This is a genomic window from Bradyrhizobium sp. 21, assembly GCF_023073335.1.
Taxonomy (GTDB): Bacteria; Pseudomonadota; Alphaproteobacteria; order Rhizobiales; family Xanthobacteraceae; genus Bradyrhizobium.
On sequence record NZ_JADPJG010000032.1, the window covers coordinates 588,531 to 613,857 of the forward strand.

Below are 25,327 nucleotides of genomic sequence, written 5' to 3' on the forward strand. Positions count from 1 at the left end.
TTTGATATTGTCCGTTGACGTCGTCGCTTCAGGTTTCCTTGGGCTGACAGAACGAGCGCGCCTTGTCGGTCCACGCGCCGAAACCGCTCGAGACGAGATGAGCGACGATGTGACAGACGTAGCGCTTCTGCGCCGGCTGGTTGTTGGGTCCTGCATTGTAGCGGGCGACCGCCATGGTCCAGCTGCCCTCACGTTGCTTCAGCTCCTTCAGGAAGCGCGCGGCGTAGTCGACATTCCTGGCGGGATCGAACATCGCCCGCACCGAGGCGAACTTGTCGCCGTGATAATAGTGGTTGATCTGCATGCAGCCCAGGTCGATCAGCTTGATCCCCTTGCTGCGCATGGCCTCAAAGTTCGCGATCGCGTCGTTCATGTCCTTGGCAAACACGGTCTGGCCGTCTGCGCCGAGCGCGTAAGGATAGAGCGCGCCGCGTCGCCCGGTCTCGGTCAGACCGACCGCGTAGAGAATGCCGAGCGGAATTCCGTGCTGCTGGGACGCACGCGCCATCTCGCGCTCGCAGGGGCGCGAATTGTCGGTCGCCGCTGCCGCGGCGCCGGCGTTACAGATAAACAGGGCCGCGACGAATCTGCGGCGCCACGTCCTGGTCATGACGCGTCTCCTGGTTGGACTGGCGCTCCTGTCGGGCCTGCTTCGCGCCGCCGTCCGATTGTCCCGACGACGTGCTCGTGCCGTCGAACGAGCCTTGCGACTGCGACGATGGCTGTTGCTGGCCCGAGGGCTGCGGTTGCGACTGGCCGGAGCCGCTCTGGAATCCGTCCAGCGAGCCGTGCTGGACGGGTGCAACGTCGGCGACGTAGCCCGCCGACTGCATCAGCTCGCGGATCGAATCGCGCTGCTGGTCGAGCATCTGGCTGGTGTCCTTGCGCTCGGCGGCAAGGTGGATGGAGACCTCGGTGCCGACGAGACGAAGGCGCACGGTGACGTTGCCGAGCGCGGGCGGCTCGAGATTGATGGTCAGGATCTTGAGCGGCTGATCCGGCGCGTTGGCCTGGGACGCCGCAAGATCGGGAGCAGCAGAGGCCGTCGGTGCCGGAGAGTCCTTCAGCTCGGCCACAACGGCATTGGCGATCTGTTGTGGAGCGTTGAACTGCGCCGGGGGCAGATGGGTCTCCTGCTGGACCACGGTGACCTTGGTCGTCTCGGGCAATGCGTCCCGCGTCGAGGCCTTGGCAGCGCGTTCGACATTGGCCGCGACGGCTTCGAAGCCGGGCGCCGTGGGCATTGCCTTGGGCGATGGTTCATTGCCTTGCGTCGACGTCGCCTGGGCGTTGGCCGTCGCGTGCGGAGCCGCGGCTTGCGCGTGCGCGACGGTCGGTGCCACAGGAGATGGGACGGGATCGCTCGTGGCCGCCTTCGCCGCGCCCGTGGCCTGAACCTCCCGTTTCGTCGCGGAGGGCCGCTCATCCCGCGGGGGCGCGTCCTTCTTGTCGGCTACCGGCAATTGCATCGGCTTCACGACCGACCCGGCGGCGATCTCCTGCCCGACGATCACGGGAATGCTCGATCGGGTCTGGACGTCGGCCTGCGCGGTATGGTCGGCGGGACCTTGTTTCTCGGACGATTTCTCGGTCTTCTTGTCGGTAGATTTCTCGGTAGGCTCGCTGGATGCGGGCTCCTCGGCCGCCGCGGTGCGTTCGTGCACCGCCTCGTCCTTCACCTTGTCCTTCCCGCTCTGATGCGCCAGGCGCGTCCGCAGCGTTCCGGCTTTCACGGCCGTGTCGCTGCCCTCATCGTTGAGCGCCCGCTTCGCGAGATTCGAGACGGTGTGGAGCAGATCGTTGAACGAAGAGTCCGCCTGTGGTTTGGCTCCCGCGCCCTTGCCGGAGCGCGACGCCCCGCGCACGTTGAGGCTCTCGGCGAGGCCTGAGAAAAGCTGTCCGGAGGTTCCACTGAGCTTGGTCATGGACGGCGATCCCTGGTGAGGAGTTCGAGTTCGCCGAGCTGCTTCTGCGCGCGCGCGAGCGTCGCGGTCGACGACGCGAGATCGAGACGCGCCGGCGTGACCGGAGGCTTGTCGGCTACGGCGGCGGATCCGCCCGCGAACGGCTTGCGGACGTCGAGTGCGAGCTGGATCGTTGCATTCAGAAAGGGAATGTCGCGCTCAGGCAGCTTCGAGCGGTCAAGCGCCTTCAACTCGGCGAGACCGCCGTCATATTCGTCGGTGAGCGCCCGCGAGACGCCACGAAAGAAATGCGCCCGTTCGCGATCCGCCGAGGCGTCGGCGCTGAGCGTCAGCGCATGCTCGCCGGCAAGCCGGGTCACGGCCAGCCCTCCGCGCCCCATCGCGGTGCGCGCGATCACGAGATAGAGCTTGAGGCGGCTCGCGCGGTCGATCTGCTCCAGCAGGGTGGAGATCCGCGCAAACCGGCGCTCGTCGAGCGCGAGGCTGGATTGCGTCAGGCCCGTGGAAAAGCGCTGCCAGAAGTCTCCGGCATAGACCGAGTTGCGGTAGTGGCGGATATAGGCCAGCGCCAGGAACTCGAACTTGTCGAAGTCTTCGGCCTGCCCGACCAGCAGGATCTCGCGCCGCAGCGCGGCCTCCTCCACCAATGTGCCCGGCAGGAGCAGGCGCGCGTCATCCAGACGCTCGATCGCAAGCGATGCCTCGGCGCGCGCGAACAACGCGCCCTGGACCAGCGCGACCTGTCCGCCCAGGCCCGACGGAATCGTCCGCGGCTTGACGTCCTTGAGCAGCTCGCGCGCTTCGTCCTGACGGCCCTCGACATAGGCGAGCGCGCCGTCGAACAGCCGCGCGTCGACGTTCAGCTTGTCGCGCGGCAGCTTGCGGACGATTTGCGGCCCGCCGCCGCTGAGCAAATAGATGACGGCGGCTTGGCCGTTCTGCGGGTTGCTCCACACGCCCGGATCGGCGGCGAGAAATTTTTCGCCGATCTGCCGGATCAGCACGATGTGGTTGCCATGCGCCGCGGTATCGCCGTTGGCGATGCCGTCCTGCACGGCCTGCAATGCCCGCACGAGCTCATATGGCTCGCCCGATGTCGAGGCCGCCGGGGCCGGAGCTGGTGCCGGTGCCAGTTCGGCAAATGCGCCTGCCGCCGTGAGCGGCAGCAGCAGCAGCAGCGCAGCGCGGCGGAGAAGCCTGTTCAAGGACGCTTCTCCCGAAGCAGGATCTCGATCCTCCTGTTCTGCGCGGCCGCCGGATCGTTTTGAAGCTTCGGCCGCCGATCGGCATACCCCTCGACATGCTCGATCCGCTGCGCATCGACGCCGGAGCGGACCAGCATGTAATAGGCCATCTGCGCACGGGCCGTCGACAGCCGCCAATTGTCGTAGGTCTCCGAACGGTACGCCCGATTGTCGGTGTGGCCACGGACGATGATCGCCCCGGGGCGCTTGGTCAGCAGGGGGCCGATCTTGTCGATCACGCGGATGAGCTCGGGCCGGGGCTCAGCCGAGCCGACCGCGAACATGCCGAAGTTCGCGTCGTCGGTCAGGCTGATCAGGATGCCTTCGTCGACCTGGCGCACCTCGGCCACCGGTCCCGCGCCGGCCTTGATGTCCGACAGCGCCTCCGCGATCGCCGCCTGAAGCTGCTTGACGGTCGATTGCTGCGCTTGGGCGGCATCGCGCGGCTCAGATTCCTTTGCCGTATCGTTGGGACGCGACTGCGCGGCCGCATTGGCTTGAACGCCGGCCTGGGCGCCCGGCTGCGCGCTCCCTTCGCGTGAAGACTGCGACGGCGCGGGTCCCGGCGGCAGCAGGGGCGACAGGCTTGCGGACGACGCATCGTTGTTCGGAGCCACGCTTCCGCCGGCGTCGTCCGCCTTGGCACGGCGCGCCTGCGGCTCGCCCTGACCTGCACCGGACGCGGCGTCGCGCGCGGACGCATTCGGCCTGGCCTCGCTCTCGATGATGCGATCGGCATCCTTGGACACATGTGGCGCTTGCTTCCAATAGCCGGGATCGAAGGGATCGCGGTAAGCATCGCCGCCCTTGAGACCATCCTCTTCGGCCGACGTGAGAGCGCCGGCGCGCCGCTGGCCCGAGGCCTCGTTCGCGCTGCTGGCGATCTCGGCGAGCGTCTTATAGGGATCGCGGAACAGGATCTTCTCCTCGTAGAAGGGCGGCTTCTCGGCCGTCGGGGAGTCCCCGCGACGTTCCTCGCTCGGCCCGGACGGTTGACGCCTGCCGTCCTGGCCTTCGAACGAGGTTGGGTCCTTCTTGGAGAGATCCTTGAGCCCCTTCGGGGCAGGCGCGTTCTCCGCGAGCATGATCGGGTTGAAGTAACTCGCGACCACCTGCTTCTGGTCCTGGTTGAGCGCATTGATCAGCCACATGACCAGGAAGAACGCCATCATTGCGGTCATGAAGTCCGCATAGGCGATCTTCCAGACGCCGCTATGCGACTTCTCGTCGTCGAAGGCGCTCCGCCGACGGATGATGACGAGCTCTGATTTGACCTCATTCATGACGGGCTACCGGCGCGCCTCTTTCAGGCGTTCGCTCCAGGCCGTGATCCGTGTCTCGATCACGGTCTGGTCGGCCACGACGCGGACCTCGAAAGTATCGGCGGCCTCGTACTCGATGCCGGTTCGCCGGGCCTTCTCCAACTGCGTCTTCACGAGGTCGAGCAGTTCGCTCGGGCCGGTGACCTTGAACACCGGCACCGGTGAATTGCCGGTCAGCGCCGCAATCTGCTCGACCAGCGACCCGATCGCCTTGTCGCGGACCGCGTCGGCGAGGAAAGGCAGCAATATCCGCGCAACGGAGCTCGCGATGTTGGTCTCGATCTCGCGGCAAGCCATCTCGAAGCCGTCGACGATCGCGACCGCCTGCTGGTCGGACCATTTGGCGCGCTCCTCGCCGAGCCGGATCGCGCTACGCACGCGTTCCTCGGCGATCCGGGCGTCGCCCTCCGCTACGCCCGCTGAATGGCCGCGCCGATAGGCATCGTCCAGAAGATTGGCCGACGGGGCTTCCGCCGTCGGCGCCGGAAGCGGCGACTGAAGCTGCGGCTGCGATTGAGTTTGGGGCTGAGGCTGAGGCTCGCGCCGGACCTCCTTCGGCCTTGTCAGCACGTCCTGGATCCTCGGAGGCGGCGGAGGCGGCGCCGACTTGACCCGCCCGTTCGCGTCAAACTGCGTCAGGAGCTTTCCGATTGCCGCGTTCATGCCGCCTCCTCGCGTCGCATCCAGTCTTTAAGGATTGCTGCCGCCTGCATCTGATCGAGACGGACGATCTGCTCCAGCCGCTTCTGCGGCGTTCGCTGCATCTTGCCTTCGAGGTCTTCGACGAGGTTGAGCTCGGCCTCCTCGCCATCCGCCAATGCAAGGGCCGCCGCAGCGGCGGAGGCCTCGAGCTGGGCCGCTTCCGCCGCCTCGGTCTGCTCCTGCGCCGCGCGGTGGGTCAGGATGCCGTTGACCGCGGGCCGAAGTCCGAACCACACCAGCATCGAAGCTACGGCCAGGATCGTGACCGCGTTGATGACGCTGCCGAGCTGCTTGTTGATCATCTCGACGAAACTGATCGGCGGCACCGGCGCCAGTTCGCGCGAGCCTTCGATGAAATCGACGGCCGTCACCTGGATCTGGTCGCCGCGGGCCTTGTCCAGCCCGCCGGCCGTGGCCGCCAGCTGGCTGATCTCGGCGAGCTTGCTGTCGACGATGGCCTGGTTGCTCTTGTCGCCGAGGTCGGCGACGAGCCGCCCGCGATTGACCAGGACGGCGATGAAGAGTTTCTTGACCGAATAGCCGTCGCTCACCGTCGTCGTGGTCTTGGAGGACACCTCGAAATTGGTAACGTCCTCGCGGCGGCTCTTGTCCTCGTTGGAGTTCTTGCCACCGCCGGCGTTCACCTGCTGGTCGGGAAGATTCTGCTGCACCGTGGTCGGCTGCGAACGGTCCGCGTTCTGCGACGATTCCTTCTCGCGCACGTTTCGCACGGATCGCTCCGCGCGGCTCTCCGGATCGTAGACGGTCTCGTTGGTCTGCCGCTTGTCGGTGGAGAGCTGCGGGGAGACGCTCACCTCGAAATTGTCGATCCCGAGATACGGCGTCAGTGCCTTGCGGATGTTCTCCTGCACCATCCCTCCGACGGTCTTCTGGAGGCTCGCCATCTTGGTCGGCGCCGCAGTGGCCTCGTCCTCTTCCGCCAGCAGCATCGAACCGTCAGCATCCAGCACCGTCACCTTGTCCCGACTCATGCCCGGAATGGCGGCGGCGACGAGATGGCGGATCGACTGCGCCGTGCGCGCCTCGAGCGCGCCGTCGGTGCGCAGCACGACCGATGCCGAAGGCGGCTGCTGCGTCGCGCGGAACGAGCCGCGGACCGGCAGCACGATGTGCACCCGCGCGGCCTTCACGCCCTTCATCAACTGAACGGTGCGCGCGATCTCGCCTTCCAGCGCCCGCAGCTTGGTGACCTCCTGCATGAACGATGTCAGGCCGAGCGAGCCGATCTTGTCGAACAGCTCGTAGCCGGAATTAGCGCTGGTCGGCAGCCCCTTCTCCGCGAGCAGCATCCGCGCCTGCATGGTCTGGCTCGGGCGCACCGAGAGGGCGTCACCGGCCGTATTGACGTCGAAGGTGATGTTCTGCTCGCGCAGCGCGGCGCCCATGCGCGTCACGTCTTCGCGGCTGAGGCCCGTGTAGAGTGTTTCGAATTCAGGCCGGCTCAGATAATAGGCGCCGCCGACGACGGTGACGAGAACGGCAAAGCCGATCAATCCCAAGGCCATCAGGCGTCGCGGCCCGAGCTCCAGCAGATTGTTGAGCAGTTGCTGTATTTGCGCACGACTGAACAGCATATGACCTCGTACCAATGCGAACGTAGATGACACTCCGCTGCCAACCTTGTCTGAAGGTTGCGCGTGAACACGAATGTGTCGGTTCGCAGGCGAGGCGTTGCAATTTTACCAGAGATTGCGTGACGCAAGTGCGCGCGTCGGCAACGGACCGCCGGACGCGATACCAGTCGGACGGTTGCAACGTATGGCGTCGGGAGGTTGGTCTTCGGGCGCGTCATGCGCCGTCGCATCCGCCGTTCACGGCGGGGACCGTGCTCCCTCAGGGAGCACGGTCGTTTTCGAAGCCGCGGCTTAGCGGAACAGCGACAGGATGCTCTGGCTGTTCTGGTTGGCGATCGAGAGCGCCTGGACGCCGAGCTGCTGCTGGGTCTGGAGGGCCTGAAGGCGGGTCGATTCCGCGTTCATGTCGGCGTCGACGAGCTGGCCGACACCGCGATCAACCGAGTCCATGAGGGTTTTCACGAAGTCGGTGTTGGTCGCGATGCGGTTCTTGACGGCACCGAGATTGGCGGCGGCCGAGGCCACCGAGTTGATCGCCGTGGTGACCTGCACGATGTAGCCATCGAGCAGGGTCTGCTTGGCGGCCGAGTCGTCGATGGTATTGATGTTGATCGTGTCGACCGAGGGAGCGGTCGAGCCGGCCAACGCGTCCAGGAGGCCGGTCTTGGATGCGCCGCCGACGGTGTAGAGCGCGTAGGTGGCGGTCGTCACCGTGATGGAGCCGATGGTGGGCGTACCGCCGACACGCGAGTACGACGACACGAGGCTGAAGCTCGTCGGCGTCGCCGTGGACGAGGTCGAGGTGTCGATGCTCAGCCAGTTGATTCCGTTGAAGGTCGCCGAGTTGGCCTTGAGCTTCATGTCCTGCTGGATCTGGGTGATGTCAGCCTGGATCTTGGTACGGTCGATACCGGCGGTCTTGGCTTCGACCAGCAGCGACTGGAGCTTGGTCAGGCCGGAGTTCTTGTCGCCGATGACCGTGGTCAGAGCGGTATATTCGGTGTCGACGGTGGCGGCCGACAGACCGAGCGAGTCGGAGATCGCCGAGAGCGCGGCGTTGTCCGAGCGCATCGAGGTTGCGATCGACCAGTAGGCGGCGTTGTCGGAAGCGGTCGAGACGCGCTGGCCGGTGGAGATGCGATTTTCGGTCGTCTGCAAGGCAGAGCTGACAGACCGGAGGGTCTGGAGCGCGGTCATTGCGGCGGAGTTGGTAAGGAGGCTAGAACCCATTTTGATGTCCCTTTGGAGATTGAATTGTGCTGGGGACATACCGGACTTGCACCGGTACGACAGGGCGGCGTCATGCCTTTGGGCCGCTGAAAGCGGGTTAATGCCCAACCTGTCGTAACGGAGACGCTAGCGTGCGAAGCTTGTGCGAGGCTTGTGGCTCTGTGGCCCAGCCGCAACAGGGCGGCCGAAATTAGGCGCGCGCGGCGTCACGCCAAAACGAAAGGGCCGCGCTTCGCGAGAAGCGCGGCCCTCCCTGGATGGTTTGAAGCTTAGCGGAACAGCGACAGGATGCTCTGGCTGCTGTTGTTGGCGATCGAGAGCGCCTGCACGCCGAGCTGCTGCTGGACCTGGAGGGCCGCCAACCGGGTGGACTCCTGGTTCATGTCAGCGTCGACGAGCTGGCCGACACCGCGATCAAGCGAGTCCATGAGGGTCTTCACGAAGTTCGAGTTGGTCGCGAGACGGTTCTTGACGGCACCGAGATTGGCGGCGGCCGAGGCCACCGAGTTGATCGCAGTGGTGACCTGCGCGATGTAGCCATCGAGCAGGGTCTGCTTGGCGGCCGAGTCGTCGATGGTGTTGATGTTGATCGTGTCGACGGACGGAGCGGTCGAGCCGGCCAACGCGTCCAGGAGGCCGGTCTTGGATGCGCCGCCGACGGTGTAGAGCGCGTAGGTGGCGGTCGTCACCGTGATGGAGCCGATGGTGGGCGTACCGCCGACACGCGAGTACGACGACACGAGGCTGAAGCTCGTCGGCGTAGCCGTGGACGAGGTCGAGGTGTCGATGCTCAGCCAGTTGATTCCGTTGAAGGTCGCCGAGTTGGCTGTCGACTTCATCTGCTGCTGGAGCTGGGTGATGTCGGCCTGGATCTTGGTGCGGTCGATACCGGCGGTCTTGGCTTCGACCAGCAGCGACTGGAGCTTGGTCAGGCCGGAGTCCTTGTCGCCGATGACCGTGGTCAGAGCGGTATATTCGGTGTCGACGGTCGCGCCCGACAGGCCGAGCGAGTCGGAGATCGCCGAGAGCGCTGCGTTGTCCGAGCGCATCGAGGTTGCGATCGACCAGTAGGCGGCGTTGTCCGAAGCGGTCGAGACGCGCTGGCCGGTGGAGATGCGGTTCTGCGTGGTGGAGAGCTGCGAGCTGACAGACCGCAAGGTCTGGAGCGCGGTCATGGCAGTCGAGTTCGTAAGCAGGCTTGACATTGCGAATGTCCCTTTGATGTACGCGTTACATTTTCACGAGGGGACATACCGGGCTTTCACCGGTACGGAGGGGCGGCATCATGCCTTTGGACTGACGTGGGTGGGGTCCAACCCGCCGTGACGCATTGCTAACACGCCGAATCTTGCCCGCAGATTAAGATCGGCTTGAATTGCGCAGCAATATCATATGGTTAACATTACCCTTTGCTAACCATAACCGGCGGCCGGCCGGCGATCGCGGCTTACGAGAACGACCGCACCAGTCCGGAGGCGAGCAGGTTCCAGCCGTCGATCAGCACGAAGAACAGCATCTTGAACGGCAGTGCGAGGATCGTCGGCGGCATCATCATCATGCCCATCGACATGGTCAGCGTCGCCACGATCATGTCGATGACGAGGAACGGCAGGATGATGAGGAATCCGATTTCGAACGAGCGCCTGAGCTCGGAGATCATGAAGGCCGGAATGATGACGCGCATGTCGACGCGCTTGTCGTCGAACTTCTTGCGGAAGCTCTCCGCGGCGAGCGCCTCGAAGGTCTGCAGATCCTTGTCGCGAACATGGGCCAGCATGAACTCGCGGAACGGGTCGGTGATCTTCAGATAGGCCTCTTCCTCCGAGATCTCGTTCTTCATCAGCGGCTGGACGCCGGTTTCCCAGGCGCGGTCGAAGGTCGGCGCCATCACGTAGAAGGTCATGAACAGCGCGAGGCTGATCAGCACCAGATTGGCCGGGGTGGTCTGGAGGCCGAGACCGGCGCGCAGGAACGACAGCGCCACCGCAAAGCGCGTGAAGCTCGTCACCATGATGAGCAGTCCCGGCGCCACCGACAGCACGGTGATCACCGCCATCAGCTGGATGATCCGGCCGCTGGTCGAGCCGTTGCCCGGCGGCAGCAGCGAGTTGAGGTCCGGAATCTGGGCCAGTGCCACCTCGGGCAGCACGACCAGAACCAACGCGAGCAGCAGGACTCTCAGTTTCACTGAATCACCAACGTCTCAATGATCAATTCGCGGATCTTGCCCGACGAGCGGATATTGGCGCGCTCGGTCAAATCGTCGCGCAGATGCTGAAGCCCGCGCGCGCCGTCGAACTGCGCAACCGTCGCCGACCGCAGATAGGTGACGATATCCTCGCTGATGTGGGCGGCCAGGATGCCGGCATCCTCGTCGCTCATGCTATCGGTCACCATGGAGGCTTCGATGCGGGCCCAGTTGTTGGCCGGCGCGGCGAGATTGGTCACGATCGGGGACAGTTTCCTGAGCCGCGCACTGCCCGCGTAGCTCGTCGCAAGCGGTGGCGGCGTGGCGGTTTTCTTCGCATCGGCGACGCGCTCGGCGGCCGCAAACAGATGCAGGCCGGCAATGGCGCCCACGCCGATCGCGATCAGGGTCAGCACCATGATGGCCGCAATCAGGCGCATGACGTCCCCTGTCCTCGCGACGCGGCCCGACGGTCGCTGCTTTCAGAATGGTGCCACGGCGTCATAGATCCGATGTCCCCATCCAGGCTGTTGCACGTCTGACAGATTTCCGCGACCGCCATAGGCCACGCGCGCCTCGGCGATCTTCTCGTATGAGATGGTGTTGGTTCGCGAGATGTCGCGTGGACGCACGATACCGCCGACGTTGAGCACGCGCATCTCCGTGTTGACCTTGAACTCCTGCGAACCGCTGATCATCATATTGCCGTTCGGCAACACGTCGGTGACGATGGCGGCAATCGACAGCTTGATGTCCTCGGTCCGATCGATCTGGCCGTTGCCCTTGATCTGGGTATTGGTGTTCAGATTGGCGTTCGTCGAGCCCTTGTCCTGCCATCCCGCGACGTCCATCAGCCAGCTGAGGCCGAACTTGATCTGCGAATCGCGCGAGCGGTCGGTCTTGTTGTCGAGCTTGGCCTTGTCCTGCATCGAGATGATGATCGTGACCACATCGCCGGTGCGGCGAGCGCGGGGATCACGGTAGAGATCGGTGCCGTCGTCCCAGGTCGAGCGGTAGCTGACGGGCGTGCGCATGCGGGGGGTCACCGGGATCGGATCGGCCTGCGTCCTCAGGCCGCTGCCCACGGGCGACAGGCTCGGGCCGGTCAGGATCTCGGCGGGATCGTGGGAACACCCGGCTAGCAATAACAGCGACAGGATGAGGATTGGCAGCTTCATTTATCTGGTCTTTCCGTCATCCACCCGACGCATTCCGCCGAGCAGATCGGCAAGGTGCGCTGCGCGCCCCGTCTCCATCTCGTTGAAGATTGCGCTCGAGCTCCTCGGGCTCAGCTTTGCGAGCACGGCCGCAGCCGTCTCGTCCGCCATGCCGGCGATCTGCGTCGCGGCAGCGTCCGGCTTCATGCGCGAGTAGATCTCGACGACGCTGGCTTCGGCCTTCTTCAGGAAGTCGTCGCGCAACGCCATCCACTTCTCGTATTCGGCGCGCTTGGCCTCGACCTCGGCAATCCGCTCGCGCAACTGGTTCTCGGCCTTCTCCAGCTCCTTGAGCTGCCAGGCCAGCCTTGCATCGACGGCGGGGTCGGCGACGTTGCTGCAGAACAGGGCGACTTCGTTGTCCGCGGTTGCAGCGGCCTGGGGCGGCGCAGGCTTCGGCGGCGCCGTGACGCTGGCGGGCTTGACCGGTCGTATTGGCGCGGCTGTGGGTGCCGGCGCGGGCTTCTCGGGAGCCGGCACTGCACCCGTGGTCGCGGGCCCTGCGTCTTCGGTCGCCCACGCCGTCGCCCGGATCGCCGCATTGTCGCTCGGGATCGACGAAATCGGCTTCTGCGGTCCCGGCGCGCGGGCGCGCGCGAAGGACAGCAGGTTGAGCGGCTTCGACGGCTTGGCCTCATCCAGCGCCAGCACGGGCGATGCGCTCGCAAGCGCGAACACCGCGATCAGGAGGAGGAGTAGGGCTTTGTGATCCAGCTTCAACATCGGGCCGCGTGCGATTCTCGGTCAAGACCTGAGCATTGAGCGACCAAGCTTGCACGACGCTTGCGCATCATTGCACGACGACATCGGCCTGGAGGGCGCCGGCCGTCTTGATCGCCTGGAGGATCGCGATGATGCCCGACGGCTTCAGGCCGATCTGGTTCAGCCCGCGCACCAGGCGTTGGAGATCGACGCCGCTCAGGATCGCCACCTGCGATCCGGCCTCGTTGGCCTCGACCACGGTCTGGGGTACGACCACCGTCTGTCCCCGCGAGAACGGCGCCGGCTGCGACACCACGGGAAGCTCGGTGACGCGGACCGTCAGATTGCCGTGCGTGACGGCGACGGTCGATATTCGTACGTCGCGTCCGATCACCACCGTGCCGGTGCGCTCGTTGATCACCACCCGCGCCGGCGTATCCGGCTCGACCGTCAGCTCGCCGATTTCGGCAAGAAAGCGGACCGGACCGATATGGCGCGGCTTCGACAGTACGATGGTGCGGAAGTCGCGTTCGAAGGCGATCTGGGCGCGGTAGCGTCCGCCCGCGTAGCGGTTGATGGCGTCGAGAATTCGCGTTGCGGTGACGAAATCGGGGTTCTTCAGTTCCAACACAAGGTACTCCATTTCATGGAGACTACCCTGCACCTCGCGCTCGACCAGCGCGCCGTTCGGAATGCGGCCCGCGGTCGGCGTGCCCTGGCTGACGTTCTGGGCCTGACCTCCGACACTGTAACCCGCGACCGTGACCGCTCCTTGCGCCACCGCGTAGACGGCACCGTCCGCCGCGCGCAGCGACGTCATCACCAGCGTGCCGCCGAGCAGCGAGGTCGCATCGCCGAGCGACGACACGGTCACGTCCATGCGCTCGCCCGCACCGATCGAAGGCTGCAGGTCCGCCGTCACCATCACGGCCGCGACGTTGCGCGTGCGCAACGTCGTCGGACGCGGGGGATTGTTGGTGCTCGTGGTCTCGTTCCTGACATTGATGCCCATGTTCTCGAGCATCGATTGCAGGGACTGCTCCGTGAACGGCGCATTGCGAAGCGTGTCGCCAGTGCCGTTCAGGCCGATGACGAGGCCATAGCCGACGATCTGGTTTTCGCGCAATCCCTTGATGTCCGCGATGTCCTTGATGCGGACGGCGGCCTGGGCGCTGACGGCGGAGACGAGCAGGACGAGCGCAAGCAGGAATCTGGTCATGACCCGTCCACGACCTTGACACTGCCGTCGGGCTGAACGACCCCCCTGATGATCACACCGGTATCGGTGTTTCGAATCGGGATGAGCGCGCCGGGCGCACCCGACTGCATCGCTGCGCCGTAAGTCACGATCGACAGGCCGCTGTCTTCGACCACGACCTTGACCATCGCGCCGCGGGCGACCGTCCAGGGATCCTCCACCGAATTGGTCGGGATCGGCTGACCCGGCAGCAAGGCGCGCCGTGCCATTCGCCCGACCAGGATTTGCCGTCCCTCGATGAACATGGCGACGCCGAGCACGTTCGGCGCGAAGGCGCGCTCTGTGATCATGTCGTCCCGGATCAGTTCGCCGGCGCGGATCGAGACAGCCGGCACGGGAAGCCGCTTCTCCTCGGCCGCGGCGACCCGCGCCGAGACGAGAACCAGCAGCACGGCGGCCAACCCGCGCACCATCAAGCCTACCCTGTTCAACATGGATACACCGGAACTAGCGCATGCCCTTCGAGACCGTCTGGGCCATTTCATCCGAGGCCTGGATGACCTTGGCATTCATTTCGTAGGCGCGCTGCGCGGAGATCAACTCGGTGATTTCCTTGACTGGGTCGACGTTCGAGGCCTCGAGATATTGCTGATTGATCTTGCCGTAGCCGGAATCGCCCGGCAGCCCGACGACCGGCGTGCCGGACGCGGTGGTCTCGCGATAGAGATTGCTGCCCAGCGGCTCGAGGCCGGCCTCGTTGGCGAAGTTGGCGAGGTTGAGCTGGCCGATTTGCCGCGGGTTCACTTCCGTATCCAGCTTGGCAAACACCTGCCCGGTCTGGTTGACCGTGACCTGGACCGTTCCCTGCGGCACCGTGATTGCCGGGTCCAGCAAATAGCCGTCGGTCGTGACGAGTTGACCGTTGGGATTGGGGCTGAACGAGCCAGCCCGGGTGTATTGCACTTCGTTGTTCGGGCCAAGCACCTGAAACCAGCCGCGGCCGTTGATCGCGAGGTCGTAAGGGTTGCCGGTCTGCGTCAGCGCGCCCTGGATATGCAGCTTGCGGATGGCCGTCGTTTTGACGCCGAGGCCGAGATTGGCGCCCTCCGGGATCGGCGACGAGCCGTTGGTGTTCGCGACGCCCTGCATGCGGTCCATCTGGTAGAACAGATCGGTAAATTCCGCGCGCGCCCGCTTGTACGAGGTCGAGTTGATGTTGGCGATGTTGTTCGCGATGACTTCGATGTTGGTCTGCTGGGCGTTCATGCCCGTGGCCGCGATGGCAAGCGATTTCACAGTGTGATTCCTTCAGATCAAATCGACATACGAACGACTTCTTGGTAGGCCTGCACGACCTTGTCGCGAACCGCGACCGCCGTCTGCAAGGCCTGCTCGGCCGACATCAGCGCCTCCACGACGCGACGCGTCGATTCCTTGCCCTGCATCGCCGAGATCGACGCCGCTTCGCCGGCCTTCAGCGTCCCGATCGCGTCCGTCGTCACCTGCTTCATCACCGATTCAAATCCGACATCGCCGCCGGACTGGATCGCAGGGGTCGCCGCCGGCGAGATGGCCTGCGCCTCGGTCGCATGGCTCACCGCCTGCCCGGCGGAAATCGCGGTGGATGAAATCGCTTCAAGCATTGTCAGCTCCTCAGCAGGTCGATGGTCATGCCCAGCATCGACCTCACCTGTTTCACGACCTGGAGATTGGCTTCATAGGACCGGTTGACTTCCCGCATGTCCGCCATCTCGATCATCATGTTGACGTTCGGCAGCTTGACATAGCCGGCCTTGTCGGCGGCGGGATGCCCCGGCTCGTACTCCACGCGGTACGGCGAGGTGTCGACCCCGATCTCCTTGACCTTCGCCAGCTGCGCGCCGGAGGCGCGGTCCATGGCGGCATCGAAGGTGATGGTCTTGCGCTGATAGGGATCGGCGCCGGCGGCGCGCCCCGTCGACGTCGCGTTGGCGAGGTTCTCCGAGACGATGCGCATGCGCGTCGATTGCGCTTCGAGCCCGGAGCTCGCGACGGTCAATGAAGATTGCAGTGCGTCCAACATGTCAGTTCACCTCAGGTCTTCGCGCTCGACAGCAGCATGCGGTGAAACGACCGCACGACCGCCGAGTTCATCGAGTAGTCGCGACTGACGTCGCTGCCCTTGATCATTTCCTGCTCGAGACTGACGGAGTTGCCGGAGTGAACCACTTCCCAGCTATCCTTCTTCGCGGTCGCCCGCGTGTCGCTCTCGGTCGCGGAGAGCTGCATGTGCGACGGCGACGTCGTCGCGAGCCTCACCGGCATGCCGTCGAGCACCTTGTTGAAGGGCTCGACATCGCGCGCCTTGAAGCCCGGGGTGTTGGCGTTGGCGACGTTGGTGGCGATGGTCGACTGCCGGAGCTCGAGGTACCGCGCTTGCGACGATGCGAGTTCGAAGAGATAAAGCGGTCCCACGGCAGCACCATTCTGGTTCAGACGGGAGAAGCTTAGGGGAGCAAGCTTTCGTCAGGCTGATGCGCGAGACGTCGTCCTCGGAATTCTACTGGACCTTCTCGGTCCGCGGCGCCTGCTTGGACTGCAGGAAGTAGATGATCTCGGCGACGGGCCGGAAGAACTCCGCCGGAATCACCTGATCGACCTGAACCGCCTCGTAGAGTGCGCGCGCCAAGGCCTTGTTCTCGATCACCGGAATCCGGTTCTGCTCGGCGACTTCGCGGATCTTCAGAGCAATCACGTCCATGCCCTTGGCCACGACGATCGGCGCCGGATTTTCCTCGCGCTGGTAGCGCAGCGCGATCGCGAAGTGCGTCGGGTTCGCGATCACCAGCGTCGCGCGCGATGCGGAGGCGATCATGCGCTGGCGCGAGCGGTCGCGCGCCAGCGAGCGCAGGCGCGCCTTGATCAGCGGATCGCCTTCGGCCTGCTTGTGCTCGTCCTTGATCTCCTGCCGCGTCATGCGCAGCTCGCGACGCCAGTGGAAGCGCGCCCAGGCGAGATCGACTGCGACCAGGACGATGGTCGCGATGCAGATCGCCGAGACGATCCGCATGGCGATGTTGAGAATCATCTCCGGCAGCGCAACCGGGTCGGTGTACATCGCCTCGAACGCCTTCGCTTCCGACGAGCGCAGCACGAAGGCGACGACGATGGTCACCGTGGCGAGCTTGAACAGCGACTTGCCGAATTCGATGAGACCTTGCGATCCGAAAAGCCGGCTCCAGCCGCCGAGCGGGGAGACGCGCGAAAGGTCCGGCATGATACGGTCCAGCACCAGGCTCGGCGCGTTTTGCAGCAGCGAGGCAGCGAGTCCGAACACCGCCAGGATCACAACCAGCGGCACCAGGAATCGCAGTGCCTCGAGGCCCACCATTGTGAGAAGATTGAGAGCATCGGCGCCGGTGCCGAGCGGGAAGCCGGCGGGATCGTCGAGAAAGCTCCTCAACGTCGGCGTCAATTGCTGCACGCCCTGGCCGATCAGGAACATCTGGATCGCCATCAACGCGGCCATCGAGGCGAAGATGGAAGCCTCCCGAGAGACCGGAATTTTGCCCCGCTCGATAGCATCGCGGACTTTCTTCTCGGTCGGCTCTTCTGTTTTGCTCTCCTGATCGTTGTCTGCCATGCCTGTTCAGCGGTCAGCGGAAGACCAGCTCATCCTCCTGGTCGGGGTTGAGCTCGATTTCGCCCTTTTCCGCGAGGTCGAGCGCGAGGTCGGTGATCACGCGCCGCGCCTCCAGCACGTCGCGCTGGTTCGACGGCTCGCCGATGGCGAGCTCGTGCTCGACGACGCGGCGGACGCGCGAGGCGACCGAGGACAGGATCAACTCGCGGAAATGCTTGTCGGTGCCCTTCAGCGCGACGACGATGCGATCGGTCGGTACCTGGTCGAAGATCATGGTGCGCGCCTTCGGCGCCAGGTTGATGACGTCGTCGAAGGTGAACAGCAGCTCCTTCAGCACTTCGGCCGACTTCGGCCGCTTCTCCGACAGGCTCTTCAGCATGTCCTCGATGTGGCCGCGCTCCATCTTGTTGATGATGTCGGCGACGCGGGCGTAGGTGTCCGCGCCGAGGTTGCGGGCGAAGTTCAGCGTCAGATCCTCATGCAGCGTCTTTTCGAGCACCCTCATGGCGTCGTCGACGATCGGCTTGAGGCTGAGCACGCGCCGCATCAGCTCGTTGCGCAGGCTCGACGGCAGCTGGCTCATGACCTTGGCGGCGCAGGACGGCTTGACCTTGGACAGGATGAGCGCCGCGGTCTGCGGATGCTCCTTGGAGAGGTAGCTCGCGAGCGAATTTTCCGACACCGACGAGACGCGGTCCCACACCGACCGGCTCGAATTGCCGAGCAGATCCGACATGATCGCCGAGACTTGGTCGGCCGGAAGCACGTCGCCGAGCACGGCTTCCAGGCCACCGAGGGTGCCGAGAATGTTGGCGCCCATCGAGAATTGCTGGGCGAACTCCTCGACGATTGCTTCGAGTTCCTGCGCGGTGATCGGCCGCAGCTCGGCCGCGGCCTTGGTGACGGTGCGGATATCCTGCGGCTCGAACTGCGCGAGCACGCTCGCGGCCGCCTGCCGGCCCATGGCGAGCAGGAGTGCCGCGACCTTCTCCGTTCCGCCCAGCGTGGCGACGCCTCGCTGCTTCATGGGAGCAATGCCGACCTGTGCCGCCATGGTCAGGTATCACCCTGCCCCAACGGCCCGACAATCTCGGTGAGCGAGACGCCGAAGCGGGAATTGTCCTCTTCGACCACGACCACCTCGCCGCGGGCGACGATGCGGCCGTTGACGACGACGTCGACGGGTTCGCCGACCCGATGGTCCAGCGGAACTACCGCGCCGCGGCCGAGTTTCATCAGGTTTGCCACCGGAATGGTCGCCGATCCCAGCACGACCTGCATGGTCACAGGAATGCGCAGGATGGCATCAACATTGGCGAATTTGCCGGTCTCCTCCGCGGTGCGCGCGGCGATCTCCGCCAGCCGCTCCAGCGGTGACGGCTCGGCATTCCCCTCGTCGGACGCCGATGCTGACTCATAGTCGAAGGATTGCGCCATTTGGTATCGCCTCTTGGTATTCCCGTCCCCGGAGCGCCGTGACGTTCGGTTCGAATTTGTTCCGCCGGCTTCGGCTTCAATGCTTGTTCACGTCGGCGCCGCCCGCGGTCGCCGCGGATGCGAGCCCGCTCCTCGCATCGAGCGCCGCAATCGCCTCGTGGGCCTGATCGATCTTCGTGCTCAGCACGTTGGCGAGGCGGCCCAGATTCGCGGTGGAGTCATGCGCCGCGGTGATGACCGTGTCGAAGGCGCCCGCCGTCTCGTGGACGATGGTCGAGAATTCGCCTTGGTAGCTGCGCAACCGCGCCAGCTCGCGGTGCATCCGGGTCACCCGCATGCTGGTGAAGGCGAGCGCGATCAGCAGCACGGCATCAACGAGATAGGATATCATCGACAAACTCCCGTTTCTGATCGACGGGATCTGCCACCTGCATGGCATAATAGCCATCAAGCTGGCCGATCTGACACCAGAACAGCACCTGGTTGTTGCTCTCGAGCCGAGCCAGCGTGCGCGGCGTGGCCTCGAGCTCGAGCACCTGCCCGACCTGGAACTTCACGACGTCGCCGAGCGTCACCATCTTCTCGTCCAGCACCGCGCTCAGCGTCACCTCGGTACGGTGTACCTCGCTCTCCATCTGCTCGCGCCAGCGCGGATCGGCCGAGCGACCGTCGCTGACGACGACGGTCGCGAGCTTCTGCCTCAGCGGGTTGAGCGCGGAGTGCGGAATGATGAGGAACATCTGGCCGCCGCGGTAGAGTGCCTGCAACATGATGTTCGCGCAGATCGACATGTTGCCGCTCCGCCCGATTGCCAGCGACGCCATGGCGGTCTCGACCCGTTCCACGCGGAAGGTGACGTTGGAAGTGCCGGCGAAGGAGGATTGCAGCGCCTTGGCGAACCGCTCGAACAGCGCCTGGACCAGGCGGATCTCGATGTTCGAGAAGCTGCGCTCGACGTCGAGCGGCGGCTCGGCGCCGTCGGAGCCGAACATCGCCTCGACCATGGTGAACACGAAGTCGCGGTCGAGCATGATGATGATGCGGGAATCCCACTGCTCGGCATAGAGCACGGCCGCAACCGCGTTCGCCTCGTAGTCCTTGATGATGTCGCCGACGCGGTCGTTGGTAATGCCGTTGACCGAGAAATAGCAGGGCGTTCCGGCGATCGGCTGCAGGCTGTCCGTGCACGATGCCGCCATGCGATCGAAGATCACATTGAGCATCGGCATGCGTTCGATGGATATGCCGGCGGCGTCCAGCAGATAGTTCGGCAGCTGCTTGCGCTGATCGACGTCGAGGTCTTCCGCCATCATGCGCGTGCAGCCTTCGGTTCAGCCTCGGTCACGACCACCTTGGGGCCCGCGATCGTTTCGTTCTCGACGACGTCGATCGAGGGCCGCTCGGGGCTCGCGATCATCTTGCGGCCGTGCTCGACGGCGATCTGCGGCATGGCGCCGTTCATGAACGCCAGCAGCGTCTGCTTGACGATGATATAGGGCCGGCAACGCTTTTCGCGCGTCATTTTGACCTTCATCGCGAAGGGCGAAATGATGCCGTAGGACAGGAAGATACCGGCGAAGGTGCCGACAAGGGCGGCGCCGATGAAGCCGCCCAGCAGCTTCGGCGACTGGTCGAGCGCGCCCATGGCCTTGATGACGCCGAGCACCGCGGCGACGATGCCGAGCGCGGGCAACGCCTCCGAGACCACCACCAGCGCGTGGTAGGGCGTCAGCTTGCTCTTCACGATGGTGTGGATCTCCTCGTCCATCAGCGCTTCGATCTCGTGCGTTCGCGCGTTACCCATGATGATGAGGCGGACATAGTCGCAAATGAACTGGAGCAGCGACGGATCTCCGAGCACGCTCGGGAACGCCTTGAAGATCTCGGAGGACGCGGGATCGTCGATATGCGCCTCGACCTCGTTGCGGCCCTTACCCCGCAGCTCCCGCATCAGCGCGTGGAGCGCGCCGAGCAGATCGAGATAGTAGCGCTGACCGGGCACCGCGCCCGTCACCGCCTGCGCGCATGCAAGCCCGGTATCCACGACCGTCTTCCAGGGATTGGCCATGATGAAGGTGCCGGCCGCGGTGCCCATGATGATCACGAACTCCCACGGCTGCATGAGCACGGCCAGATGCCCGCCCATGGCGGCAAATCCGCCCAGCAGTGCCGCTACCGTGATGACGATCCCCACGAGACTGCCCAACGCGCCGCTCCATCACCGAACCCATCGGAAATATCTAGTCGGCGAGCCTTGCGCGGGGCTGGCTTCCCCCTCGCCAGCCCCGCGCAAGCAATTCGCGGCAGCTTGGGACGATGTCGCAAGAGCGGCCAGAGGGGCGCGTGCCATGCTATCCACCATCGCGGATTACACCAGACTGACCAAGGACATGGGCAAGTCGCTGACGCAGGTCGCGACGCAGCCGGATGTCAGCCGCGACACCGACTATTTCCTCAGCCACATCGGCAACGTGAAGACGATCGACGATTTCCTGAAGGACTATCGCCTCTACACCTACGCGATGAAGGCCTTTGGGCTCAGCGACATGACCTATGCCAAGGCGTTCATGCGCAAGGTGCTGACCGAGGGTATCACCGACAGCAAAAGCTTCGCCAACAAGCTGACCGACGCCCGCTACCGTCAATTCGCCGCCGCCTTCAATTTCGCCGCGCTCGGCGACCAAGCGACCCAGGCCGCCGCGGCCACGACCGGCGTCGCAACCCAATACGTCACGCAGACGATGGAGGAGAAAGCCGGCGACCAGAACGAGGGCCTGCGGCTGGCGCTTTATTTCACCCGCAAGGCCTCCACCGTCACCACCTCGTACCAGATCCTCGCCGACAAGGCGCTGACGCAAGTGGTCCAGACCGCGCTCGGCCTGCCGGCGACCATCAGCGCGGCCAACATCGACGCCCAGGCCAAGTTGATCACGAGCAAGCTCAACCTCGCCGATTTCCAGGACCCGGCCAAGGTCACCAAATTCGTGCAGCGCTTCGCCGCGATGTGGGATGCCGCCCAGGCCCAGAACGACATCAACAATGGCAACTCGACCAACCCCGCGCTGGTCCTGATCGGCGGCGCGTCGTCGATAGCCGGCATGGATAGCGACATGCTCACCAAGCTTCAGTCCATCCGGTTCGGGAAGTAAGTCATGCAATCGGCTCTCTATGTGGGATTGTCGGCGCAGGTCGCCCTCGAAAAGCGCCTCCAGACGATCGCCAACAACGTCGCCAACGTCAACACGGCGGCGTTCCGCACCGACGTGGTGAAGTTCGAGACCGTGCTGTCCAAGGCGGGCGCGAACCCGGTCGCCTTCTCCTCGCCCGGCGACAACATCATCTCGCGCGAGATGGGCAGCATCACCGAGAGCGGCAATCCGCTCGACGTCGCCGTCGTCGGACAGGGCTGGATCGCCTTCGCCGGCCCGAACGGCACGGTCTATACGCGCGACGGCCGGCTCCAGATCGCCCCCAACGGCGACCTTCAGACCGTGTCCGGCTTCCCCGTCGTCGATTCCGGCGGCGCGCAGATCACGCTCGATCCGAACGGCGGGCCGGTCGCGATCGCGCGCAGCGGCGCAATCAGCCAGGACAACAACGAGATCGGCACCATCGGCCTGTTCAACATTCCCGCCGACGCCAATCTCGACCGCTACGGCAATTCGGGCGTCACGCCCGACCGGCCCGCGACCGCCATCGCCGATTTCTCCCGCGACGGCTTCAAGCAGGGCTATGTCGAGGGCTCCGGCGCCAATCCGATGATGGAATTGACGAAGCTGATCGCGGCCTCGCGGGCCTTCGACGGCACCAATTCGATGATCGAGGGCACTGAGAGCTCGCTCCAGAACGCAATCCGGACGCTGGGCGAACCCGGCAAGTAGACTGCGCATCGCGCGCAATGAGGTTGGACGGTTTCCTTGAACGCTCTTCGGCAACTTGAGTGGGCGCTGCTGGAGCTTCAGCAGAGCACTCCCCTGGCAAGCGTCAGCGGCGCGATCTCCGAGATCGCGCCGACGCATTTCCGCGTCTCCGGCCTGTCGCGCTTCGTCAGGCTTGGCGAACTGATCGGCGTCAACTCCGGCGGTAAGCCCCAGATCGGCGAGGTGGTGCGGATCGACAGCGAGGGCATCATCGCCAAGCCGTTCGACCGGCAGTTCGCCGGCGGCCTCGGCTCGGTCGCCTACCGGATGCCGCCACTGTCCTTCGCGCCCGATCCGAGCTGGAAGGGCCGCGTCATCAACGCGCTCGGGGCGCCGCTGGACGGACAGGGCCCCCTCACCCCGGGATCGCGTGCGGTCTCGGCCGAGGCGGAGGCGCCTGCGGCCATGAAGCGCGCGCGCGTCCACAAGCCGATGCGCACCGGCGTACGCGTCATCGACCTGTTCGCCCCGATCTGCGCCGGCCAGCGCGTCGGCATCTTTGCCGGATCCGGCGTCGGCAAGTCGACGCTGCTTGCGATGCTCGCCCGCAGTCAGGGTTTTGACACCGTCGTGCTGGCCCTGGTCGGCGAGCGCGGCCGCGAGGTGCGCGAGTTCATCGAGGACGTGCTGGGCACCGATCGTCACCGGGCTGTCACAATCGTGTCGACGGGAGACGAAAGCCCGATGATGCGGCGGTTGGCGCCGAAGACGGCCATGGCGGTCGCCGAATATTTCCGCGACCGGGGCGAATCGGTCCTGCTCATGGTCGATTCGATCACCCGCTTCGCCCACGCCGCCCGCGAGGTCGCGCTCGCGGCCGGTGAGCCCGCGGTCGCGCGCGGCTACGCGCCCACCGTCTTCACCGATCTGCCGCGCCTTCTGGAGCGCGCCGGACCCGGTGAGGAGGGATCCGGGACGATCACCGGGATTTTCTCCGTGCTGGTGGACGGCGACGATCACAACGAGCCGATCGCCGACACCATCCGCAGCACGCTCGATGGGCACATCGTGCTCTCCAGGCACATCGCCGACCAGGCGCGCTATCCTGCTGTGGACGTTCTGGGCTCCGTCTCCCGCCTCGCCCATAACGTCTGGGACCCCGAAGAACGCGAATTGGTGAGCAAGCTGCGCACCATGATCGCCAAATACGAGGATACGCGCGACCTTCGCCTGATGGGCGGATACCAGCCAGGACGCGATTCGGGTCTCGACCAGGCGGTCGACATGGTACCGAGAATCTACGGCGCGATGCGGCAGGACGCCTCCGCTCCGCCAAGCGCCGATCCGTTCCGCGAACTGCGGGACATGCTCAAGGGCGAGTAGCAAGTCACAGGCTGAGACGGCGCGCGACCCCGCGCTCGCTCCTTGCTCGTTGTTTTCGACAGGCGATTGCACATGCCGCCACGCTTCCAGCGCATGCGCGTGCACGGCCGCCCCCGGTTTTCGTCGCGACACGCCTCCACCATTCGGGCGAGGGAATCAGACGATCGCGCCTAAAGCGACTGAGCCGGCGATTTCCGCGATCCCTGCCCGGACAACCGGCGCGTGCAATTCCAACGAGTTCTCCTGAGGGAACCCACAAGTTGTGGATGACAAGTCGGTGCACATCGTCGTCATGCACAAGCTTCAATCAATTTGCATCAACCACGGACAGCAACGTGCCGTGCAATCAAACTGTCGCATAGTTGCGTACATGCTTGCAGGACAGCGTATTGCGATCACCATCATGTGTACCTAGCAGCGAGATTGTCTTGAACGTTACATTCGCCTGTGACGACATCCCGTCTTGGAGAGGGTCTCTACTTGATTTTGTTGAGAAGCTCATTCATCGTTTCGGTGGGGCATAAGAAACGTCTGCTTGTGACTTGAACTTTAGGGGCTTCGGTTGAACTACTCCGATCCATCGTCTGCTGGCGACGGTAACTCGGGCTCCCGTGCGACGACGACACGCTTGGCATGCCCTCAGCAACATCGCTTCCCGCGCCGTAGCTTGCAGTGCCAGTCAGTCCAAGTCGGCGGCCGGGCAGTCCGTGCTTTCACGCGAGAGAAGAGCGTGCTCCATGTGTCGGACATTGCGGGTGGTGCGGCTTCTCGCAAGGGATTCGTGCGCAACGACGGAAGGCGGCTCCGGGGCGCCGCAGACGTGATTCCCGGGGCAAGGTAGGAATTCATGCCATTGGCACGAGAGGCCGTCGAGCTGCTGGTCCAAGCGGCGAGGGCTTGGTATTTCGAAGGCAATCAGCATGGGTTGCGTGATCGGGAATGGATGGCGCTGCGCTTTCTCGGCCGCGCCAACAGGTTTTCGCGCACGCCGTCCGCTCTGGCCGGATTCATCGGCGCTACCAGGGCGACGGCGTCGCAGATCGTCAAGACGCTGGAGAGCAAGTCCTTCCTGGTGCGGAAACCCTCGCTTGAGGACAAGCGTTCCGTCGTGCTCCACGTCACTGCGCAGGGCGAGAAATGCCTGAGCCAGCACGATCCGATCAATCACGTGATGAACGCGGTCACGTCGCTCGGAACGGACGAGTGCGTCAGGCTGCGCGACTCGCTGCGGGAGGTCCTCAATCACCTCGACGCGGCACATCTGCGGCTCGATGCCAGCATCTGCCGGGACTGCATGTTTCTCGCCGAACGGGGCCCGGGCACCGGCAAGGGACGCGCGACCGCAGAATTCATGTGCCGGCTGTATCGCGCCCCGGTCTCGCTCGAGGAGACCGAACTGCTCTGCACCAGTTTCGAGCGCACCCGCGACCGTCCGAAGCTCGAGGAACATCTCGACCGCGCGCGCGTGGCGAGCCAGGGCTGAGGCGCACGCGATTTCCGGGAAAGCTTCGGCGGACACGTCGCTGCGCTCGCAATTGCTCGTAGGAGAGCGAACGCGAAACCCATCGCGCTCTCGTCCGCACCAAAGCATGATGGGTTTCGCAAGGGCTCTACCCATCCTACGGCCTCGCAGACGCGCCTTCGCAGCCTCGCGGCGCGTTTCGCCCGAGGTTTGCCTGGTCCCTATTCTTCTTGCCACCCT

General features: G+C 64.8%; 28 protein-coding genes. 4 read left to right on the plus strand and 24 right to left on the minus strand.

Annotated features, from left to right (window positions below; translation table 11 throughout):
• Window positions 1-28 precede the first annotated feature (28 nt).
• The 24 genes from IVB31_RS28010 to motA all read right to left on the minus strand — a co-directional run bounded on the left by IVB31_RS28010 (window position 29) and on the right by motA (window position 20,588).
• Window positions 29-610, minus strand: coding sequence for a transglycosylase SLT domain-containing protein (locus IVB31_RS28010; RefSeq protein WP_247330484.1), 582 nt, complete (start codon window positions 608-610; stop codon window positions 29-31).
• Window positions 561-1,925, minus strand: coding sequence for a flagellar hook-length control protein FliK (locus tag IVB31_RS28015; RefSeq protein ID WP_247330486.1), 1,365 nt, complete (start codon window positions 1,923-1,925; stop codon window positions 561-563). The genes IVB31_RS28010 and IVB31_RS28015 overlap by 50 nt, the downstream gene beginning before the upstream one ends.
• Window positions 1,922-3,130 (minus strand): chemotaxis protein, encoded by a 1,209-nt coding sequence (locus IVB31_RS28020; protein WP_247330488.1) that lies wholly within the window; start codon window positions 3,128-3,130, stop codon window positions 1,922-1,924. Before IVB31_RS28020 ends, IVB31_RS28015 begins: the two co-directional genes overlap by 4 nt.
• Complete coding sequence (locus tag IVB31_RS28025) at window positions 3,127-4,452, minus strand: MotB family protein (RefSeq protein WP_247330491.1); 1,326 nt, start codon at window positions 4,450-4,452, stop codon at window positions 3,127-3,129. The genes IVB31_RS28020 and IVB31_RS28025 overlap by 4 nt, the downstream gene beginning before the upstream one ends.
• A 6-nt stretch (window positions 4,453-4,458) precedes the next feature.
• Window positions 4,459-5,154 carry a hypothetical protein gene (locus IVB31_RS28030; protein WP_247330493.1) on the minus strand — a complete coding sequence of 232 codons (696 nt, stop codon included), beginning with the start codon at window positions 5,152-5,154 and terminating at the stop codon, window positions 4,459-4,461.
• Window positions 5,151-6,788 carry a flagellar basal-body MS-ring/collar protein FliF gene (fliF, locus tag IVB31_RS28035; protein WP_247330495.1) on the minus strand — a complete coding sequence of 546 codons (1,638 nt, stop codon included), beginning with the start codon at window positions 6,786-6,788 and terminating at the stop codon, window positions 5,151-5,153. The genes IVB31_RS28030 and fliF overlap by 4 nt, the downstream gene beginning before the upstream one ends.
• Window positions 6,789-7,079: 291 nt before the next feature.
• Window positions 7,080-8,018: a flagellin gene (locus IVB31_RS28040; protein ID WP_247330497.1), complete on the minus strand. Its 939-nt coding sequence runs from the start codon at window positions 8,016-8,018 to the stop codon at window positions 7,080-7,082.
• Between the two features lie 269 nt (window positions 8,019-8,287).
• Window positions 8,288-9,223 carry a flagellin gene (locus IVB31_RS28045; RefSeq protein WP_247330500.1) on the minus strand — a complete coding sequence of 312 codons (936 nt, stop codon included), beginning with the start codon at window positions 9,221-9,223 and terminating at the stop codon, window positions 8,288-8,290.
• A 242-nt stretch (window positions 9,224-9,465) separates the two neighbouring features.
• On the minus strand, window positions 9,466-10,206 hold the full coding sequence (fliP, locus tag IVB31_RS28050) for a flagellar type III secretion system pore protein FliP (RefSeq protein WP_247330503.1): 741 nt from the start codon (window positions 10,204-10,206) through the stop codon (window positions 9,466-9,468).
• A complete protein-coding gene (locus IVB31_RS28055) occupies window positions 10,203-10,646 on the minus strand; it encodes a flagellar basal body-associated FliL family protein (protein ID WP_247330505.1) in 444 nt (147 codons plus the stop codon). The genes fliP and IVB31_RS28055 overlap by 4 nt, the downstream gene beginning before the upstream one ends.
• A gap of 42 nt (window positions 10,647-10,688) precedes the next feature.
• Window positions 10,689-11,384 carry a flagellar basal body L-ring protein FlgH gene (gene flgH / locus IVB31_RS28060; RefSeq protein ID WP_247330507.1) on the minus strand — a complete coding sequence of 232 codons (696 nt, stop codon included), beginning with the start codon at window positions 11,382-11,384 and terminating at the stop codon, window positions 10,689-10,691.
• Window positions 11,385-12,146, minus strand: coding sequence for a MotE family protein (locus IVB31_RS28065; protein ID WP_247330509.1), 762 nt, complete (start codon window positions 12,144-12,146; stop codon window positions 11,385-11,387).
• A 67-nt stretch (window positions 12,147-12,213) separates the two neighbouring features.
• On the minus strand, window positions 12,214-13,344 hold the full coding sequence (gene flgI / locus IVB31_RS28070) for a flagellar basal body P-ring protein FlgI (protein WP_247330511.1): 1,131 nt from the start codon (window positions 13,342-13,344) through the stop codon (window positions 12,214-12,216).
• Window positions 13,341-13,817 carry a flagellar basal body P-ring formation chaperone FlgA gene (gene flgA / locus IVB31_RS28075; RefSeq protein WP_247330514.1) on the minus strand — a complete coding sequence of 159 codons (477 nt, stop codon included), beginning with the start codon at window positions 13,815-13,817 and terminating at the stop codon, window positions 13,341-13,343. The genes flgI and flgA overlap by 4 nt, the downstream gene beginning before the upstream one ends.
• 13 nt (window positions 13,818-13,830) lie before the next feature.
• Window positions 13,831-14,619: a flagellar basal-body rod protein FlgG gene (gene flgG / locus IVB31_RS28080; protein WP_247330516.1), complete on the minus strand. Its 789-nt coding sequence runs from the start codon at window positions 14,617-14,619 to the stop codon at window positions 13,831-13,833.
• Between the two features lie 17 nt (window positions 14,620-14,636).
• On the minus strand, window positions 14,637-14,966 hold the full coding sequence (locus IVB31_RS28085; RefSeq protein ID WP_247330519.1) for a flagellar hook-basal body complex protein FliE: 330 nt from the start codon (window positions 14,964-14,966) through the stop codon (window positions 14,637-14,639).
• Window positions 14,967-14,968: 2 nt separating this feature from the next.
• Complete coding sequence (flgC, locus tag IVB31_RS28090) at window positions 14,969-15,385, minus strand: flagellar basal body rod protein FlgC (RefSeq protein WP_247330521.1); 417 nt, start codon at window positions 15,383-15,385, stop codon at window positions 14,969-14,971.
• 11 nt (window positions 15,386-15,396) lie between these two features.
• Window positions 15,397-15,777, minus strand: a complete 381-nt coding sequence (gene flgB, locus IVB31_RS28095; protein WP_247330523.1) for a flagellar basal body rod protein FlgB — start codon at window positions 15,775-15,777, stop codon at window positions 15,397-15,399.
• A gap of 85 nt (window positions 15,778-15,862) precedes the next feature.
• Window positions 15,863-16,945, minus strand: a complete 1,083-nt coding sequence (gene flhB, locus IVB31_RS28100) for a flagellar biosynthesis protein FlhB (RefSeq protein ID WP_247330525.1) — start codon at window positions 16,943-16,945, stop codon at window positions 15,863-15,865.
• A 13-nt stretch (window positions 16,946-16,958) separates the two neighbouring features.
• A complete protein-coding gene (locus IVB31_RS28105; RefSeq protein WP_247330527.1) occupies window positions 16,959-17,999 on the minus strand; it encodes a flagellar motor switch protein FliG in 1,041 nt (346 codons plus the stop codon).
• A gap of 2 nt (window positions 18,000-18,001) precedes the next feature.
• Window positions 18,002-18,382: a flagellar motor switch protein FliN gene (fliN, locus tag IVB31_RS28110; protein WP_247330529.1), complete on the minus strand. Its 381-nt coding sequence runs from the start codon at window positions 18,380-18,382 to the stop codon at window positions 18,002-18,004.
• A 76-nt stretch (window positions 18,383-18,458) separates the two neighbouring features.
• Window positions 18,459-18,773 (minus strand): hypothetical protein, encoded by a 315-nt coding sequence (locus tag IVB31_RS28115; RefSeq protein ID WP_247330531.1) that lies wholly within the window; start codon window positions 18,771-18,773, stop codon window positions 18,459-18,461.
• Window positions 18,754-19,695 (minus strand): FliM/FliN family flagellar motor switch protein, encoded by a 942-nt coding sequence (locus IVB31_RS28120; RefSeq protein WP_247330533.1) that lies wholly within the window; start codon window positions 19,693-19,695, stop codon window positions 18,754-18,756. Before IVB31_RS28120 ends, IVB31_RS28115 begins: the two co-directional genes overlap by 20 nt.
• The gene (gene motA / locus IVB31_RS28125; protein ID WP_247330536.1) at window positions 19,692-20,588 is read right to left on the minus strand and encodes a flagellar motor stator protein MotA; all 897 of its coding nucleotides are present in this window, start codon (window positions 20,586-20,588) and stop codon (window positions 19,692-19,694) included. Before motA ends, IVB31_RS28120 begins: the two co-directional genes overlap by 4 nt.
• A gap of 142 nt (window positions 20,589-20,730) precedes the next feature.
• On the opposite strand from motA, the gene IVB31_RS28130 reads away from it, so the two are divergent.
• The 4 genes from IVB31_RS28130 (at window position 20,731) to IVB31_RS28145 (ending at window position 25,108) form a co-directional block, all read left to right on the plus strand.
• A complete protein-coding gene (locus IVB31_RS28130; protein WP_247330538.1) occupies window positions 20,731-21,531 on the plus strand; it encodes a DUF1217 domain-containing protein in 801 nt (266 codons plus the stop codon).
• Window positions 21,532-21,534: 3 nt separating this feature from the next.
• A complete protein-coding gene (gene flgF, locus IVB31_RS28135) occupies window positions 21,535-22,263 on the plus strand; it encodes a flagellar basal-body rod protein FlgF (RefSeq protein WP_247330540.1) in 729 nt (242 codons plus the stop codon).
• A 36-nt stretch (window positions 22,264-22,299) separates the two neighbouring features.
• The gene (fliI, locus tag IVB31_RS28140; RefSeq protein ID WP_247330543.1) at window positions 22,300-23,625 is read left to right on the plus strand and encodes a flagellar protein export ATPase FliI; all 1,326 of its coding nucleotides are present in this window, start codon (window positions 22,300-22,302) and stop codon (window positions 23,623-23,625) included.
• Window positions 23,626-24,472: 847 nt separating this feature from the next.
• Window positions 24,473-25,108, plus strand: a complete 636-nt coding sequence (locus IVB31_RS28145) for a MarR family transcriptional regulator (protein WP_247330546.1) — start codon at window positions 24,473-24,475, stop codon at window positions 25,106-25,108.
• The last annotated feature ends 219 nt before the right edge of the window (window positions 25,109-25,327 follow it).